An 18861-nucleotide genomic window follows, 5' to 3' on the forward strand; every position below is an offset into this window, starting at 1 on the left:
CGCCCCGCCCCCGCGCCCCCCGGGGGGCCGGCCCCCCCGCGCGGGCGGGTGCGCCCAGGCTTATTATTTCCGTTCCCCATCCCCCGGCCGGGGGGGGGGGGGGGGGGGGGGGGGCGCGCCCCCCCCCCCCACCACCGGTGTTCCCGGTCAGACCAGCACCCGGCCGCCCGCCGGCGACCCGCTGCCCGACCGCAGGTTGCGGCTGACCGTCAACTTCTTAAGCCACCGATCGGTCCCGTCGTACCGGGCCCGGAACGACTTGCGGCCGTGCACCGCCTGGTAGTTGTCGACGATGAGCAGCGTGCCGCGCTCCACCACCACGTCGTGCTGGTGGGCGAGCAACTGCGAGTGCAGCGCGTCCAGCGCCCGCCGGGCGGCTGCGTCGTCGTCACCCCCCACGCACCGCATGAACGGCAGGTCGATCCGCAGGTACGGCCGGGACGGATCGCCGAACAGCACGGCGACCGGATCCGGGTCGTCCCGCATCCGCTCGACCAGCTTGAGGGCCGGATGGTCCGGCTGGCTCAGGGTGAGCTGACGGATGTGCTCGTCGTCGGGAAGGATGTGATAGCGCGGCTGCCGCAGCACCTCGACGTCGGCCGGGTCCAGGTCCAGTTCCCGGACCGACGCCACCGTGGTGGCCACCTTGTCCTCGTTGCGGACGCCGAACAGCAGCAGGTAGTCGCAGCGGCTCGGGTGGAAGGCGTCCTCGGTGTGGAACTCCAGCAACGCCTCGCTGCCGTGACCGTTCTGCCGCACCTCGTCACCGGCGATCGGCACGATGTTCTGGATGAGCCGCCCGCCCTGGAGGGTGGTCCAGGTGAACGGATCCCCCAGCGCCATGCCGCACAGCGCCATGAACACCTCGACCTCGGTGACGTGGCTGCCGCGCCGCTCGGCGTCCCAGTGCGTCGGCGTCGGCCCGACCTGCCCGTCGTCGACCGGGAAGCCGAGCACCGAGCAGGCCGCGGCCGGCTCGCCGTGCCGGAACTCGTCCAGGAACTCCCAGAGACCGGCCGGCAGGTGCCGCACCGCGTACCGGTGGCGGTCGTAGAAGTCCGGCTGCCGGGGGTCCACGTCGGGCGTCGAGCGTACGGTCTCGCTGATCGCACGCAACGCCGTCAGATCGGCGTCGCTGAGCTGGTATCGGGGCCAGTCGGTGGTCACCGGGACGCTCCGGAGTCCGCCGCCATCGCCCGGGCGAGGCTCGCCGGCCGCATGTCCGCCCAGGTGATCTCGACGAAGGCGAGGCAGTCGTCGCGCCCGGCCGGGCCGTGCGCCACCGACCAGCCGTCGGGCACCGGGTTCGACTCGGGCCACAGGGAGTACTGCGCTTCGGCGTTGACCAGCACCAGGTATGTGCCGTCAGGCCGGTCGAACGGGTTGGACATCTCAGGCGCTCCTGGGGGCCGACGGGACCAGCTCGAAGAGGATCCCGGACGGAGGCGCGGCGACGTGACGCTCGCGGACCAGGTCCCACCCGGCTGCCTCGAACGCCTCCAACCACTCCTCCCGACTGGGGATGTAGACGCCCATCAGGGCGTGGATCAGCTCGAAGCCGAGGGTGAAGATGGTGGTCGTCTCCGGGCTGGCCGGACCCGGGGTACGGACCACGTCGCAGAGCATCAGTCGCTTGACGTTCGGGAACGCCCGGCGCAGGTTGGCCAGCCCGTCGACGCACCGCTGCATCGGCCAGAAGTCGTGGCCCATGAAGACGCAGGTCACCACCTCCACGTCGGCGAAGACCTCGGTGGGCTCCAGGGCCAGCACGTCACCCTGGACGATGTGGACGCGACCCTCCAGGCCCGCGTCGGCCACCGACTTCTCGGCCAGTTCCACCGAGCCCCGGGCGATGTCGACGCCGACCGCGCTCACCGACGGGTCGCGCTGGGCGATCCGGATCAGGCGCTGCCCGGAGCCGCAGCCGAGGTCGGCGATCACGGCGAAGTCGAGCCCGGTGACGATCTCGTCGAAGAGCGGCTCCACCTCGCTGTCGCCGATCAGCCGGGAGCCGATCGCCACGGCCCGCATGTCGCGGTGGTAGAAGTCGCCCGTCCGCTGTTCGGGTGCGGCGACGTCCGGGGCGATGGAGAACAGTTCGCCGCACCCCTTGACCACCCAGTAGAAGTAGCCCCGGGCGGCGTAGACGTCGGCGAAGCCCGGTCCGGTCCGGTACCGGTCCCCGTCGGCCTCGACCACCTTCGCCCAGACCAGCGTGTCCAGCAGCCCCCGGACCACGCCGTGGTCGAGGCGGTTGCCGGCGGCCGTGGCCACGTCCGTGCCGCCCTCGGCGTGCAACAGGTCGAGCAGGCCGATCTGGTGGCTGGCGGAGATCGCCGAGGTGACCACATAGGACGAGAAGAGGCTCGCGGCTGCTCCGACCGTGTACGAGGGAGCGTCCGCAGAATATGTCTCGACGATGGTGTCGGTCATTGTTTCCTCCTTAGCGGATTTGTGGCGCCGCCGGAGACGACTCAGCCCACAACGCGTCCATCGTCTCGTGTGAGATGTGCCGTTCCAGATCGGTGGTGGCGGCGTAACCCATATTGATGATCGTCCGTACTCCCCCGGTGATCGGATAGACCCTGTGCAAGGTGGTGTCGGTGCGCATCAGATAGAGGTCACCGGGCACGAAGGAGGCCGAATAGGTCGGGCCGGCCAGGAATGCCCGGTGGATCTCCGGGTTCTCCTTGTTCCACGTCGTCCCCGGCACGCACTGCACGAAGCCGCCGTGCTCGACCGCCGGGCACTCGATGATCCAGACCAGCGCGAAGGCGTAGTCGTCCCAGTGCCAGCCGTGCGTGTCCCCGCTCTCCTCGAGCCGGGTGATCACGTACTGCTCCGGCTCGTACGGGCAGGGCAGCACGGCTTCGCCGGCCACCTTCGAGAGCAGCGCGAGCAGGGCCTCGGACTGGTACACCGCCGGGATGACCGTGCTGCGCTCGGCCACCTCGTCCCGTCGCACGTTGCGCATCCGGCGCAGGGTGTTGCCGGTCGCGGCGAACCGCAGGTCGCGTCGGACACCGGCCTCGCCGACCAGGTTCAGCACCTCGGTCGCGACGGTCTCCTTCAACTCCTCCGGAACGACGAAGGACACTTTTGTGAAACCGAACTTCGCGAGGTGCTCACGTGCCTCGGTCAGCTGTTCCGAGCTGACCTCGTGCGCCGCGAGTTTCGCGAGGGGATCCACCACAGAAGCTTCCACAGTTACCTCCTATTCGCTTCTCTTACGCCGTTTTCGCCCATACCCGAGCCACCGGTCGCGGCGCGGACAACGCACTTTCATCGCGTCGAACATGCGGAAGGAACACGGTCACGCCACGGTTGACCGGAAGAACTCGACGAGCAGGGCGTTGACGGCGTCCGGCCGTTCCAGATAACCGAAGTGCCCGCACCGGGCGACCTCGGTGAACCGGGCGCCGGGGATCGCCTCGGCGACCTCCCGACCGAGATGCGGCGGAGTCACCAGGTCGTCGGCGAAGCCGACCACCAGAGTGCCGTCCGTCGGCGGTGTGACGGCCCGGTACGCGTCGAGCCGGTCCGCCATCCGTTCCAGTTCGGTCTGGGCCTCGGCCACCTCCAGAGAGGGCGGGAAGAACTCCATCAGGTCCAGCCAGGAGCGGGCCTGCTTCTCGTCGTTGAGCGTGTGCGGGGACAGGCTCTGGATCAGCCGCCACACGGCGTACGCCTGCGGCGGCAGCGTCGCCTCCCCCAGCGCGATGGCCGCCTCCGCCGTGGCGAGCGCGCCCCGGAACGTGTCGGTCCGGCCCCGCGTCGCCATCAGCACCGCCTGCTGCACCAGGTCCGGCCGGGTGACCATCACCTCCTGCACCACGTGCGCGCCCATCGACGTGCCGACCAGCCGGGCCCGGCCGCCGCAGATTCGCTCGACCAGGGCGACGACGTCGCCGACGAGGTCTTCCACGGTCGGCTTCGCCGCGCCCGGCGGCACCGGCGCGACGCCACGGTTGTCGAAGGTGACGACCCGGTACCCGGCCGCCACCAGCGCCGGCACCTGGTGCAGCTGCCACACGCTGCCCGGGCTACCGGTCCCCATCACCAGGACGACGGGTTCCCCGGTGCCGCGCTCGGCATAGCTGATCTTCGTGCCGTTGGCCACGACGAGTGGCATGACTGGCTCCCTCGCTCCTGGGTCAGGCCACCGGAAGGGACAGGTTCCGGACGTCCCGGGGCGGCCGGGTCGGCGACAGCGGCAGCGACCGCGTCCCGCCGACCACGGTGCGGCGGGGGCGGGGCATCGGGTCGACGTCGCTGTCGGAGACGCAGACGCTCATCACCCGGTGTCCCTCGAAGAAGAGCAGCCCGCGTTCCCGCAGTCCGGCCAGCCGCGCCTCCAGCACCTCGGCCAGATGCGGCAGCTCGGCGCCCAGCTTGTCCACCCGTACCGGCTTGTCGAGGTGCAGCAGCAGCTCGGTGTCGACCTCGTCGATCGGGTAGACCAGCTCCGCACCCGCGCGGGTGTCCCGGATCGTGGTGCCACCGGCCGTCCGGGTCAGGGTCAGCGCCGGGCCGCTGCCCGCCGCCCACGCCGAGTTCCACTGCCCGACCCGCTCGCGCAGCGGACGCAGCCAGGTCGCCGACGAGATCATGTAGTCGGAGACGTTCTGGTCGGCGAAGTAGTAGGCCACGTCGCGCAGGCCGTCACGGTCGAACGGGTACGTCAGCCGGTAGTGGTCCACCGGTTCCAGGTCCAGCCCGTACTCGGCGGCGTTGTTGAAGTACGGGCTGAACCGGTCGAACCGCACCGGGAAGCAGCCCTGCGGCGGCGGCAGGTGGGCCAGCAGCGGCAGGTCCTCGACGTAGCGCCGGTAGGTCTCCTCGGCCTCGCCGGGGAACCCGATCAGCAGGTTCCACACCGGGCTGATCCCGAGCCGCAGGCAGTTCTTCAGGAACTGGATGTTCTGGAACGACGACGTGCCCTTGCGCATCAGCTTGAGCGTCGGCGTCGCCATCGCCTCGATGCCCGGCTGGATCTCGTTCACCCCGGCGCGTTCCAGCACCGTCATGTCCTCGATGTCCAGGCCGACCTTCACCTCGTAGAAGATCGAGATGCCCTCGGGCGGATCGAGCTTCGGGAACACGTCGGTGAGGTAGTCCATCGGCATGATGTTGTCCGTGCAGCAGTACTTCTTCGCCCACGGCGCGTGCGAGAAGAGCCAGTCGAACTGCTTGAGCGCGTTCTCCGGTCGCATCGCCCGGTAGGCCATGGTCTGACCGTTGAGACCGCAGAACGTGCAGTGTGCCCGCTCCCCCCACCAGCAGCCCCGCGAGGTCTCGAAGAACAGCATCGGCTCCGCCGCGGCGGCCGGTAGCTGCACCATCTGGTCGAACGACTCGCGGAACTCGGTGTAGTCGGGGTCGAAGTAGTCGTCGATGTCGGCGTTGGGGCCGATCCCCTTGCGGTAGCGGCTCTCCATCTGGTTCCGCCGGGTGACGACCCCACGGATCCGGTGCGCCCGCTCCAGGTCGTCGTCGAGCACGCTGCGCAGGAACTCGGGGAACGTGACCAGCGCCGGGCCGGAGAAGACGAAGTCGAGCTGCGGGCAGTTCTGCGCCAACGCCGCGCCCATCGGCGCCTCGCAGTTGGCGCCGCCGATCAGCGTGGTCACCGCCGGGTTGCGGTCCTTGACCATCCGGGCCGCCGCGAGACTGGGCAGGTTCTGCGTGAACATCGAGCTGAAGCCGAGCAGGTCCGCCTCGTCGAGGCGGTACTTCTCCACCATGCCGCGCAGGAAGTCCTTGAGACCCTCGCGGCGGCGCAGCACGGTACGCCGCAGGTCGGCCTTTGCCGGGCCGGTGAAGTAGCGGCTGAAGTACTCGTCCACGTTGTCCGGCAGCTCCGGGAAGGCGAGCTGCCGGAACATCCAGTCCCCCACCCCGGCGACGTGGAAGTCCATGTCCCCGGCGATGGCGTCGTACTCCTGCGCGCCGAAGTAGCGGACGAAGTCGTGGTTGAGGTAGCAGACCCGCACGTCGAAGTCGTCCGGGAAGTCCCGGCGGACCAACGCGGAGAGCTGACTGAGCGCGAACGACGGTCGACGCCGGTCGGCGAAGGGCATGTTGACGAGGACTAGCTGGCGCACGTGGACCCTTCCACGATCGAGGGCTGCCAGCGCGAGTACTGGCGCAACCCGTACAGCAGCGGGGTGTCGGCGGTGTACTGGACGTCGGAGACCTGGCCCACCACCAGCGCGTGGTCACCGACGACCCGGACGTCGGAGAGGGCGCAGGCGGCGAACCCGCAGGCGTCCTCCATCAGCCACGGCAACCGGTCGTCGCCTCGGGGCTGCCACCTCACCTGGTGGAAGCGGTCCGCCTGACCGGTGGCGAAGACCTCGGCGGCCCGCTGGCCCCCGGCGTGCAGCAGGTTGACCCCGAACCTCCCCCGGTCCTCGATGGCGGCCAGCGTGCGGCTACCCACCTTGAGGCTGACCAGCAGCGTCGGCGGCTCCAGCGTGACGCTCATCAGCGACGAGCAGGTCAGCCCCCACGGCGCCCCCTCGCCGTCCACACTGGTCACCACCGCCACGCCGGTCGGGAAACCGCTCATGAAGGTCCGGCAGCCGTCGGCCAGCGACGGCTCGGATCCGGGACGCATCGGTACGACCGTCATCACCCCTCCGCCGCCGGTTGGATGGTGCTCAGGTACTCGTACGCGCTCGGCAGGGTGCTCACCAGCCGCTCCGCGTCGGCCCGGATCGCGGCCAGCTCGGCCGACGCGCGGGTGGGGTCGATGTGCGCCAGCGCCGGCCGGGGACTCTTCGGGGCGAGACCCATCCCGAGGCAGATCGTGATCCACGAGTAGACCTCGAACCCGTGGTAGTACGGGTAGATCGTGCTCTCGTCGAGCAGCCGCACGGCCGCGGTCTCCAGGCGCTCGGCCAGCCCGTCCGGGATCGCCCGGACCTTGGTCTCCCGCCAGTAGTCGGTGTCCTGCCGGGGCGAGGCGACGTAGTGCAGGACCAGGAACTCCTTGACCCCGTCGATCACCCGCGCGACCTTGTCGTTGTAGCCACGGATGAGCGTCTCGTCCCAGGTGTTGTCCGGGAAGTGCTTCACCAACTGCTCGATGGCGTGCTGGATGAAGAAGATGCCGGTGGACTCCAGCGGCTCGACGAAACCGCTGGAGAGGCCGACCGCGACGCAGTTGTTCACCCAGGACCGCTCGTTGCGACCGATCCGCATCCGGATGTGGTTGGCCTGCAGGTCGTCCTGACCGGGCGCGGCGAACTCGCGCAGCGTGCGCTCCGCCTCCTCCGGCTCGCAGAACTCGTCGGAGTAGACGTAGCCGGTGCCGATCCGGCCGTACAGCGGGATGGTCCAGATCCAGCCGGCGTCCTGGGCGGTGGCCCTGGTGTAGGGGGCGATCCCGTGCTCCGCCATGTCGCGGGGCACCCGCAGCGCCACCGCGCGGTTGTTCGGCAGCACGTCGGTGAAGGAGACGAACTTCTCCTTCAACGTCTGGTTGATCAGCAGGCCCCGGAAGCCGGTGCAGTCGATGAAGAGGTCACCGGTGACGTCGCCCTGGTCGCGGGTGGAGACGTGGGTGATCCAGCCGCGCTCGTCCTGCCCGACACCCACCACGTCGTCGACGACGTGCCGGACGCCCTGCGCGACACCGAGCTTGGTCAGGTAGCGGGCCATCAGCGCGGCGTCGAAGTGGTAGGCGTACGGGAACTGCGCCCGCTGCTCGTCCAGGGTGGAGCGGCCCAGCTCACCGTCGAGGCTCGCGGTGAACAGGCTGCCGTCGAGCATGCGCGGGGAGCGCTGCGCCTCGCAGAGGTACGGCGTGATGAACGAGCCCCGGTCGAAGCTCTCGGTCGGGTCGCCGAGGGCCAGGTTCCACTCCGCCGCGGTGAACCCGTCGGAGGTCCGCAGCCGCTCGAACGGGTGGAAGAAGTGGCTGCCGTCGCCGCGCCAGTTGTCGTACTTGATGGCCAGCTTGTAGGAGCCGCTGCACTGCGGCATCCACTCCCGCTCGTCCAGCCCCAGGTAGTCGAAGAAGTGCCGGATGGTGCTGAACGTCGCCTCGCCGACGCCGATCGTGCCGACCGCCGCCGACTCCACGAGGGTGACCGAGATCCGGTCCTGGAAGGCGGTCTTGAGGTAGGTGGCGGTCATCCAGCCGGCGGTCCCGCCACCGACGATGACAACGTCGCGGATCATCATGCCTGCGCTCCCTGGATCGCTTCCCGAACGGTCCGCACGCTGCGCGGCCGCATGTCCTTCCACACCCGGTCGATGTGGTCGAGGCACTCCTGACGGGTGCCGTCGGTGCCCTCGTCCTGCCAGCCCGGCGGGTTGGGCCGGTCCGACCACCACACCGAGTACTGCTCCTCGTGGTTGACCACGACCTTGAAACGGACGTCATCCGGCTGCGTCATCGGTGGTTCCTCTCATGCCGTGGGGATCTCGTGGTCACGGGCGTGCCGCAACCGGTCGGCCAACGCCGGGCCGATGGTGTCCAGTGCCGGAGCCTGCGTCATCCGGTCGTGCTCGTCGTCGACCGGCAGCACGTCGACGCGGCCGTCGACGTACGCCTGCCAGACCGTGGCCGGGTCGAGGCGGTCGTCCCAGGTCCGGGTGGCCACGAACAACTGCACGTCGCCGTGGAAGCGTTCGGGCGTGAACGCGTCCATCAGGCGGGCGTTGTTGAGCACCACCCCGGTCAGCGCCTCCACGGTCTTCGCGTCGAGCAGTTCGTCGCCCGGATCGGGCCGCTCCTCGTCCTCCGGGTCCCCGGTCGTCGCGTCCCGGTCGGTGGCCGCACCCGGCCGGCCGAGGGCGTCGAAGAGCAGCGCCCGGGCCTCGGCCGCGGTCTCCACCCGGACGTCCTCCACGTCCATCGCCGGGTAGCTGTCGATCAGCGTGAGCACCGCGACCTGCTCCCCGTCGGCCTGCAGGCGGGTGGCCATGGCGTGCGCGACCAGACCACCGAAGGACCAGCCGAGCAGGTGGTAGGGGCCGTGCGGCTGGATCCGCCGGATCTCGGCGAGGTAGTCGGCGGCCATCTCCTCGACGCTGCCGGCCAGCACCTCACCGCCGTCCGCGCCGCGCGCCTGCAACCCGTAGATCGGCCGGTCGATGCCCGACTGCCGGAGCAGCCCCGAGTAGCACCAGCTCAGACCACCGACCGGGTGTACGCAGAACAGCGGCGCGCCGTCGCCGTGCACGCGCATCGGCATCAGCACGTCGAACGGGTCGGCGGCCACCCCGGACTCGACGGCCGACGCGAGGCTGGCCACGGTCGGGTTCTCGAACAGCGCCCGGATGGTCAGCTCCACGCCCAGCGCGGCCCGCACCCGGGAGACCAGGCGGGTCGCCAGCAGCGAGTGGCCGCCCAGGTCGAAGAAGCCGTCGTCGACACCGACCGCGTCCAGGCCCAGCACCTCGGCGAACAGGCCGCAGAGCACCGTCTCGCGGGGGCCCACCGGTCCCCGACCACCGGCGCCGCCGGTCGACTCCGGGACGGGCAGCGCCGTGCGGTCCAGCTTGCCGTTGGGAGTCAGCGGCAGCGAGTCCATCGGCACCAGCGCCGAGGGCACCATGAAGCCGGGGAGTTGTTCGCCGGCCAGCGCCCGCAGGGCGGCCAGGTCGACCTGGCCACCGGCGACCGGGCAGACGTACCCGACCAGTCGCTGGTCGCCGGGGCGGTCCTCGCGTACCACCACGGCGACCTGGCCGACGGCGGGGTCGGCGGCCAGGACGGCCTCGATCTCGCCGAGCTCCACCCGGAACCCGCGGACCTTCACCTGGTCGTCGGCGCGGCCGACGAAGCTCAGGTTGCCGTCCAGCCCCCAGCGCACCACGTCGCCGGTGCGGTACATGCGCGATCCGGGCGGGCCGAAGGGGTCGGCGACGAACCGGGTCGCGGTGAGTCCGGCGCGTCCCCAGTAGCCCCGGCCCAGGCCGGCACCGGCCACGTACAGCTCACCGGCGGCGCCGGGTGCCACCATCCGCAGCGCCTCGTCCAGCACGTACAGCCGGGAGTTGAGGATCGGCTTGCCGATCAGCGGCACGTCCCCGTCGGAGACCCGGTACGACGCGGTGTCGTTCGAGCACTCGGTCTGGCCGTAGAAGTTGTAGCTGGCGGTGTCCGGGGTGGCCCGCATCGCGTTCCACAGCGTCTCGGTGACGGCCTCGCCGCCGACCATCAGCACGGTCGGGTGGTGCCGGCCGTCGGCGAACATGCCGGCCGCGACGAGCTGCTGCATGAACGACGGCGTCAGGTCCACGAACCCTATGCGCTGCCGGTCGATGTAGTCGACGAAGGCCTCCGCGTCGCGGCGCACGAAGTCGTTGATGACGTGCAGCTCGTGCCCGTCGAGCATCCAGAGCAGCGAGTCCCACGAGGTGTCGAACGTCAGCGGCGCGGTGAAGCCGATCCGCAACCGGCCGCCGCCGGCCGCTGCCACCTCGGGCCGGAAGAACGTGGTGCGGTGGCTCCAGTACAGGTTGACCATGCCCCGGTGTTCGATCACGACGGCCTTCGGCCGACCCGTCGACCCGGAGGTGTAGATGACGTACGCGGGGTTCTCCGGCCGCAGCGGCTGGAGACGTTCCGGGTCGGCCAGCTCCGCGTCGGAGAGCGCGGCCAGCTCGGTGCGGACCGCCTCGTCGTCGAGCCGGACCACGGGGGTGGTCAGCGGGGGCAGCGCCGCGAGCCCGGCGGCGGTGCCGAGCACCACCACCGGCGCGGCGTCGGCCAGCATGAACGCCAGCCGGTCCGCCGGATGCTCCAGGTCCAGCGGCAGGTACGCGCCACCGGCCTTGAGCACCGCGAACAGCGCCACGACCATCTCCGCCGACCTCGGTACGGCCAGCGCGACCACCCGCTCCGGGCCGACCCCCCGGTCGACCAGCAACCGGGCCAGCCGGTTGGCCCGCCCGTCCAGCTCGGCGAAGGTCATCCGGGTGTCGTCGTGGACCACCGCCACCTCTTCACCGGTGGCGGCCACCTGCTCGGCGAGCAGGTCGATCAGCCGCACCGGCGGCGCGGGCCGACTCGGGCCCATCCAGTCCACGGTGAGCGCCTGACGTTCCTGCGCCGACATCACCTCCAGCTCGCTGACCGGCAGGTGCGGGTCGGTCGCCGCAGCGGAGAGCAGCCGCACCAGGCGCTCGGCCAGGGCCGCCACCGACGGCTCGTCGAACAGGTCGGTCGAGTACTCCAGGTAGCCGCGCAGGCCCGCCGGAGAGCCGTCCGGACCGTAGTCCTCGAACACGTCGAGCGTCAGGTCGTACTCGGACACCCCGTGCCGGACCGCCTCGTGGCTGACCTGCAACCCGGCGAAGTCGAACGCGGCCGAGGCGTTGTTCTGGAAGGCCAGCAGCACCTGGAACAGCGGGAACCGGGCCAGCGAACGGGTCGGGCTGACCGCCTCCACGACACGCTCGAAGGGCACGTCCTGGTGGTCGTAGGCGGCCAGGTCGGTGTCGCGTACCCGGTCGAGCAGCTCGGCGAAGCTCGGGTCGCCGCCGACGTCGGTGCGCAGCACCAGCGTGTTGACGAAGTAGCCGACCATCGCCTCCAGCGCCGGGTCACCCCGGCCCGCCGACGGGGTGCCGATCGGGATGTCGGTGCCCGCGCCCATCCGGGACAGCAGCGCGGCGAGCCCGGCCTGCACCACCATGAACAGGCTCAGTCGCCGGTCGCGGGCCAGGCGCAGCAGCCCGTCGTGCTGGTCGGAGTCGAGCCGCAGGGCGACGGTGTCCCCCGCGTAGCTGGCCACCGGCGGGCGGGCCCGGTCGGTGGGCAGCGACAGTTCCTCCGGCGCACCGGCCAGGTTGGCCCGCCAGTAGTCGAGTTGCCGGTTGACCTCGCTGTCCCGGTCGCCGTCGTCGCCGAGGATCTCCCGCTGCCAGACCGCGTAGTCGGCGTACTGCACCGGCAGCGGCGACCACTGCGGGGCCCTGCCCTGCCGGCGCAGCGAGTAGGCGTCGGCCAGATCCCGGCTCAGCGGGGCGAGCGACGCCCCGTCGACCGCGATGTGGTGCATGACCAGCAGCAGCACGTGCAGTTCCGGGTCGATCCGGAACAGCTGCGCCCGCAGCGGGATCTGCGCGGCGAGGTCGAAGCCCTGCGCGGTGGCCGAGGCCAGCGCGTCGGCGAGGTCCGCCTCGGTGATGTCCCGCACCGGCATCGGCGGCCGGGTCGGCGGCAGGACCGTCTGGAACGGCACCCCGCCCTCCTCGCCGAACACGGTGCGCAGCGGCTCGTGCCGCGCCACCAGGTCGGCGACGGCGGCGGCGAGCGCGTCGGCGTCGAGCGAACCGGCCAGCCGCAACGCGATCGGCGTGTTGCGGGCGCCGGTGTCGGTGCCGTCCATCCGGTCCAGGAACCAGAGACGCTGCTGGCCGAAGGAGAGCGGGATCCGCTCGCCGCGCGGCACCGGGCGGACCGCCGGTCGGGCCGTCACCGTGGGGTCGATCGCCTTGGCGAGCGCGGCCACGGTCGGGTTCTCGAACAACGCCCGGATGGTCAGCTCCACCCCCAGCACCGACCGCACCCGGGAGACCAGGCGGGTGGCCAGCAGCGAGTGCCCGCCCAGGTCGAAGAAGCCGTCGTCGACGCCGACCCGGTCGACGCCGAGCACCTCGGCGAAGAGCCCGCACAGCACCGACTCGCGGGGACCGACCGGCCGGCGTCCGCCACCGGCGCCACGGGTCGGTGCCGGCAACGCGGCCCGGTCCAGCTTGCCGTTCGGCGTCAGCGGCAGCGCCGACAGCTTCACGATCGCCGACGGCACCATGAAACCGGGCAGCCGCTCGGCCGCCGAGGCCCGCAGCTCCTCCACGTCGACCCGGGCACCGTCCGCCGCACAGACGTAACCCACCAGCCGCTGGTCGCCGGGGCGGTCCTCGCGGACCACCACCGCGACCTGGCCCACTCCGGGGCCCGCCGCCAGCACCGCCTCGATCTCACCCAGCTCGACCCGGAACCCGCGGACCTTGACCTGCTCGTCGGCGCGGCCGAGGAAGCTCAACCCGCCGTCGGGCCGCCACCGCACCAGGTCACCGGTGCGGTACATACGCGATCCGGCCGGTCCGTACGGGTCGGCGACGAACCGCGAGGCGGTCAGGCCGGGCCGTCCCCGGTAGCCACGGGCCAGCCCGGGACCGGCCACGTACAGTTCGCCGGCCGCCCCGGGCGCCACCAGCCGCAGCCCCTCGTCCAGCACGTAGACCCGGGCACCCGAGATGGGGCGACCGATGTCGGAGCGGACCGACTGCGGGTCGGGCGGGCCGTCGGCCTCGTACACCCGGGAGCTGACGTCGATGGTCGCCTCGGTCGGCCCGTACGCGACGACCATGCGACGGCCCGTCGACCAGTACGCGGCCACGTCGGGCGGGCAGCCCTCGCCACCGGTGATGATCGCTCTCAGGTGCGGCAGCTCCCGTTGCGGGACGGTGGCCAGCACCGACGGCGGGATGTGCGCGTGGCTGATCCGGTGCTCGGCCAGGTAGGCGTGGAGTTCCTCGCCGGCCACGGTGGTCGGCGACACCACGAGGCAGCCGCCGGCCAGCAGCGCCATCGACACCTCTGCCACCATCACGTCGAAGCTCGGCGACACCAGCTGCGACACCCGCGCGCCGGGCCGGGCGTCGTGCCGGACGATCTGGTTGGCCAGCAGCCCGGCCAGACCGGCGTGGGTCACCTCGACGCCCTTGGGCACGCCGGTGGAGCCCGAGGTGTAGATGAGGTACGCCGGGTCGGCGACCCGCAGCGGGCCGAGCCGGTCGGTGTCGGAGAGGTTCGCCGGAGAGGCCGCCGCCAGGTCGATCTCCTCCAGCACCACCGCGGTGGACGCCGCCGCCACCGGTGGCACGGCCAGCCCCGCCCGGGTGGTGAGCACCACCGTGGGCGCGCTGTCGTCGAGCAGGAAGGCGAGCCGCTCGGCGGGATACGTGAGGTCCACCGCCAGGTAGGCCGCACCGGTCTTGGCGACCGCGACGATGGCGACGATCAGGTCGATCGAGCGGGGCAACGCGAGCGCGACCGTCCGCTCCGGGCCGACGCCCCGGGCGACGAGGGTACGGGCCAGGCGGTTGGCCCGCTCGTTGAGTTCGGTGTAGCGCAGCGTGCGCCCGTCCGCCTCGACGGCGGGGGCCGACGGGGTGGCCGCGACCTGCGCCTCGAACAGTTCCGGCAGGGTCAGGGCGGACACCGCACCGGCACTGCCCGCCCAGGTGGTGAGCAGTTCCCGCCGTTCCCGCTCGGCCAGGATCTCCACCGCGCAGACCGGTGCCGTCGGCTCCGCCACCAGGTTGCCCACCAGCCGGACCAGTCGGTCGGCCAGCAGCTCCACGGTGGTGTGGTCGAACAGGTCGGTGGCGAAGTAGACCTCACCGGTGAGCCGGTCGTCGACCAGGTGCATCATCAGCGCCAGGTCGAACTGGAGCGACGAGAGCGCGAGATCCTGCGTCCGCACCTCGACGTCGGCCAGGCCGGTGGGCTCGTCCTCGGCCCCGGCCAGCGTGAACATCACCTGGAACAGCGGCGACATGCTCTGGTCCCGGACCGGGTTGAGCCGCTCCACCACCTGGTCGAAGGGCACCTCGGCGTGGCTGAGCGCGCCGAGCACCGTGCCGCGTACCCGCTCCAGCAGCTCGGCGAAGGTCGGGCCGTGCGGGCTGTCGCCCAGCTCGGTGCGGACCACGACGCTGTTGACCAGGAAGCCGACCACGTCGGCGAGTTCGGGGTGGTCACGGCCGGTGACCGGGGTGCCGACGGCGATGTCGCGCTGGCCGCTCACCCGCGCCAGGAGCACCTGGAAGGCGGCCAGCAGCACCATGAACGGCGTGACGCCGCGTGCCGCGGAGAGGTCCCGTAGCCGCCGGACGGTCTCGGCCGGCACCTCCAGCCGGACCCGGTCGGCGGCGAAGCTGGGCGTCGCCGGGCGCGGCCGGTCCAGCGGCAGACGCAGCACCGGCAGGTCGGCGAGTTGCCCCTGCCAGTAGTCGAGCGCCTCCTCGTACCGGCCGCTGTCCCGCCGCTCCCGCTGCCACCAGGCGAAGTCGGCGTAGTGCAGGGTCACCGGGTCGAGGTCGGGCGCACAGCCGGCCCGCCGGGCCCGGTAGCACTCGGTCACCTCGCGCCACACGACCTGGTGGGACCAGCCGTCGTAGGCGATGTGGTGCAGCACCACCAGCAGCACGTGGTCGTGCTCGCCGACCCGCAGCAGGAAGCCGCGCAGCACCGGGCCGCTGCCCAGGTCGAACGGGCGGGCCCACTCGTCGTGCAGGACCCGGGTGATCAGGTCGTCGGCGAGGCCGGTGACCGTGACCACGGGCAGCTCGACCCGGTACGGCGCGTCGACCACCTGCACCGGGCCGTCGTCGGTGGCGACGTAGTGGGTCCGCAGGATCTCGTGCCGGGCGACCACGTCACCGAGCGCGCCGGCCAGGGCGTCCACGTCGAGCGCGCCGTGCAGCCGCACCGCGACCGGCATGTTGTACGCCGGTGACTCCGGCGCGTACTGCCAGAGGAAGTAGAGCCGCTCCTGCGCGTACGACAGCGGCATCCCGTCGGAGAGGCGGGGCACCGGTATCGGGGCCGGGCCGGCGATGTGCACGGTGGTGGCGAGCCGGGCGGCCATCGAGGCGACCGTGGGGGCGTCGAACACCGCCTGCACCGGCAGCTCGATCCCGAGCGCCTGACGCAGGCCGAAGACGACCCGGGTGGCCAGCAGCGAGTGCCCGCCGATCTCGAAGAAGTCGTCGTGCACGCCGATCGGGTCGGTCCGGCCCAGCACCTGCTGCCACACCTGCGCCACGGCCCGTTCGGTCTCGTCGCGCGGGGCGACCCGGTCCACCGTGCCGTCCTCGGGCGTGACCGCCGGCAGCCGGGACTTGTCCACCTTGCCGCTGAGCGTGCGGGGCAGCCGGTCGATCGGCACGAACGCCGAGACCCGCAACTGCGCCGGCAGGCGCTCGTCCAGGTACGCGCGGAGGTCGCCGCCGGTGGGCGCGGTGCCGGTCGCGGCCACCACGTACGCCACCAGCCGGTGGTGGGAGACCCCGTCCCGGACCGCCACCACGCACGCCTCGCTGACCGCGTGGTGCCCGCGCAGCACCGCCTCGATCTCGCCCGGCTCGACCCGGTGACCCCGGATCTGCACCTGGTCGTCGCTGCGGCCGATGAACTCGACGGACCCGTCGGCGAGCCACCGGCCCCGGTCACCGGTGCGGTAGAGCCGACTGCCGCTGTCGCTGCCGTACGGGTCGGGCAGGAACCGGTCGGCGGTGAGGCCGGGCCGGTTGAGGTAGCCCCGGGTCACCCCGTGGCCGCCGACGTACAGGTCACCGACCACTCCGATCGGGACCGGACGCAGCCGCTCGTCGAGCACGTACACGGCGGTGTTGGCCACCGGGGAACCCACCGGCACGATGCCGGAGGCGGTGCTCACCCCGGGCCGGGCCGCGAACATGGTGCTGTCGATCGACGTCTCGGTGGCACCCCAGGCGTTGACGATCCGCACCCCCGGCGGCAGCACCTCCAGCGCGGCGGCGTAGTCGCTGATCGCGAAGCTGTCCGCGCCGACCATCAGCAGCTTGAGGTCGGGCAGCCGCCGGCCGCTCTCGGTCAGGTGCGCGGTGACGGCGGTCAGCACGGCGGGCACCGTGTCGAAGGCGTCGACGCGCTCCGCCGCCAACTCGCCCACCAGCGCCTGCGGGTCACGGGCCAGGGAGCGGGGGCCGAGCACCAGACAGCTACCGAAGGCCAGGCTACGGACGACGTCACCGACGAAGACGTCAAAGGCGGAGCTGGCGATCGTCATCCAGCGGCGCAGCGGTCCCGGGTCCCAGGTGGTCCAGGCCGCGCGCAGGTTCGCCGTGCCGCCCCGGGTGACCATCACGCCCTTCGGCGTACCGGTCGAACCGGAGGTGTAGATCACGTACGCGAGGGCGGACGGCGGGGCGGTACGCGGCGGACGGGCGGCCGACACGTCGGCGAGCGTGGCCGGGTCGTCGAGCCGGACCTGCCGCCACGGACCGGTGGGCAGGTCGGCTGCGGTGCTGGCGTCACAGAGCACCACCGTCGGCGCGGCGTCGTCGAGCAGCACGGCGATGCGGGCCGCCGGCTGCTCCGGGTCCACCGGCATGAACGCGGCGTCGGCCTTGAGCACGGCCAGCGGCGCGACCACGGTGTCGTGGCCGCGTCCGACACAGATCGCCACCCGGTCGTCGATGCCGACACCGAGCCCGCGCAGCAGGTTCGCGATCCGGTTCGCGCGGTCCTCGACGGTGCCGTAGTCGAGCGTCCGCCCGTCCCAGACCAGCGCGGGTGCGTCCGGGGCGGCGTCCGCGTACGCCTCGAAGTGCTGCTCCACGGAGATCGACGGCGAGTAGCTGAGCCGGGTGCTGTTCCAGTCCCGCACCAGACGGCGCTCGTGGCTGGTGGAGAGGCGGTAGTCGCCGATCGGGCGGTCCGGTGCCTCGGCGATGCCGGTGAGCAACTGTTCCAGGTGCTCCACGATCCGCTCGGCGGCGTCGGCGTCGAAGAGGTCCACGCTGTACTCGAGTTCACCGGTCAGCCCCTCGGGACCGTCCCGCAGGCCGAGAGTGAGGTCGACCTGCGCGCCCTGGGCCGCCCCCGAGTACGGCTCGACGTCGACGTCGCCCAGGTCCCAGGCGTCGTTGGCGCCGGCCGCGTCGCCGTCGGTGGTGAACATGACCTGGAACAGCGGGGTGGCGCTGGCGTCCCGGGCCGGGTTGATCCGCTCGACGACCTGGTCGAACGGCACGTCCTGGTGGGCCAGGCCGTCGAGCACGACGCTCCGGACGCGGCCGAGCAGCTCGGTGAAGGTGGGGTTGCCGGAGAGGTCACCGCGGAGCACGACGGTGTTGGCGAAGAAGCCGACCAGCCCGGCGACGGCGTCGGAGTCCCGGCCGGCGACCGGCGTGCCGACGGCGATGTCCGGCTGGCCGGAGAGCCGGGACAGCAGCACCTGGAAGGCGGCGAGCAGCACGACGAACGGGGTGCAGCCGGTGGACCGGCCGAGTTCCCGCAGCCCGTCGGCGACCGCAACGGGCAGCCGGACCGGCACCCGGTCACCGGCGAAGGTGGGGGTGGCCGGGCGGGGCCGGGCGACCGGCAGGTCCAGCACCGGAACATCGGTCAGTTGCTCCTGCCAGTGCCGCAGGCCGGGCTCGTACCCGCCGTCGGCCTGGCGGCGTCGCTGCCACCAGGCGACGTCGGCGACCTGCACCGGTAGCGCGGGCAGCCGCTCCGCCGCCGCCGCGCCGTCCCGGTAGACCGTGGACAGCTCCCGCCACATGATCGGCAGGGACCACCCGTCGCAGGCGATGTGGTGCATCACCAGCAGCAGTACGTGTTCCTCGGGTGACCGCCGGAACAGCGTGGCCCGCAGCACCGGCCCCTCGGCCAGGTCGAACGGCCGCAGCGTCTCGGCGTCGATCAGCTCCCGCAGCGCCGCCTGCGCCCCGGCCCCGGCCGGTACGTCCACCAGCGGCAGCGGCACCGGGGCCGCCGCCTCGACCACCTGCTCCGGGCCCTGCGCCCCGTCGACGTACCTGGTCCGCAGCACCTCGTGCCGAGCCACCACCGCCGACAGCGCGGTGCCCAGCGCCGCCACGTCCACCCGCCCCGTCAGCCGCACCGCCACCGGCGCGTGGTACGCCGCCGAGGCCGGCGCCAGCCGCCACAGGAAGTAGAGCCGTTCCTGGGCGAACGACAGCGGCAGGGCCTCGTCGCGCGGGGCACGCGGAATCCCGGTGGGACGGGCGTCGCCGCGGCCGAGCCGCTCCAGCAGCAGCCGGCGTCGCTCCGGGGAGAGCTGGGCGAGCCGCTCGGCGAGGGTGTCAGACATGGAGGTC

At 72.0% G+C, this 18861-nt stretch carries 10 protein-coding genes; all 10 read right to left on the bottom strand.

Translation table 11 applies throughout. From position 1 onward, the window contains the following. Positions 1-147 precede the first annotated feature (147 nt). A complete protein-coding gene (gene gntD / locus ABZ738_RS23725) occupies positions 148-1167 on the bottom strand; it encodes a guanitoxin biosynthesis L-enduracididine beta-hydroxylase GntD (RefSeq protein WP_131051456.1) in 1020 nt (339 codons plus the stop codon). Beyond that, complete coding sequence (locus ABZ738_RS23730) at positions 1164-1391, bottom strand: MbtH family protein (protein ID WP_131051455.1); 228 nt, start codon at positions 1389-1391, stop codon at positions 1164-1166. The genes gntD and ABZ738_RS23730 overlap by 4 nt, the downstream gene beginning before the upstream one ends. A 1-nt stretch (position 1392) precedes the next feature. Next, a complete protein-coding gene (locus tag ABZ738_RS23735; protein WP_131051454.1) occupies positions 1393-2433 on the bottom strand; it encodes a class I SAM-dependent methyltransferase in 1041 nt (346 codons plus the stop codon). 10 nt (positions 2434-2443) lie between these two features. After that, entirely contained in the window at positions 2444-3190 is a 747-nt protein-coding gene (locus ABZ738_RS23740; protein ID WP_131051453.1) for a hypothetical protein, read from the bottom strand. A 123-nt stretch (positions 3191-3313) separates the two neighbouring features. Continuing rightward, on the bottom strand, positions 3314-4132 hold the full coding sequence (locus tag ABZ738_RS23745) for an alpha/beta fold hydrolase (protein WP_131051452.1): 819 nt from the start codon (positions 4130-4132) through the stop codon (positions 3314-3316). A gap of 22 nt (positions 4133-4154) precedes the next feature. Then, positions 4155-6104, bottom strand: coding sequence for a RiPP maturation radical SAM C-methyltransferase (locus ABZ738_RS23750; protein ID WP_176092786.1), 1950 nt, complete (start codon positions 6102-6104; stop codon positions 4155-4157). After that, positions 6092-6634, bottom strand: coding sequence for a flavin reductase family protein (locus tag ABZ738_RS23755; protein ID WP_357216456.1), 543 nt, complete (start codon positions 6632-6634; stop codon positions 6092-6094). The genes ABZ738_RS23750 and ABZ738_RS23755 overlap by 13 nt, the downstream gene beginning before the upstream one ends. Further along, entirely contained in the window at positions 6634-8190 is a 1557-nt protein-coding gene (locus ABZ738_RS23760; RefSeq protein WP_357216459.1) for a tryptophan halogenase family protein, read from the bottom strand. The genes ABZ738_RS23755 and ABZ738_RS23760 overlap by 1 nt, the downstream gene beginning before the upstream one ends. Next, on the bottom strand, positions 8187-8405 hold the full coding sequence (locus ABZ738_RS23765) for an MbtH family protein (RefSeq protein WP_131051449.1): 219 nt from the start codon (positions 8403-8405) through the stop codon (positions 8187-8189). The genes ABZ738_RS23760 and ABZ738_RS23765 overlap by 4 nt, the downstream gene beginning before the upstream one ends. A gap of 12 nt (positions 8406-8417) precedes the next feature. Further along, complete coding sequence (locus ABZ738_RS23770; RefSeq protein WP_357216462.1) at positions 8418-18854, bottom strand: amino acid adenylation domain-containing protein; 10437 nt, start codon at positions 18852-18854, stop codon at positions 8418-8420. Positions 18855-18861: the final 7 nt, after the last annotated feature.

This window comes from Micromonospora sp. NPDC047793 (assembly GCF_040642635.1).
Lineage (GTDB): Bacteria > Actinomycetota > Actinomycetes > Mycobacteriales > Micromonosporaceae > Micromonospora.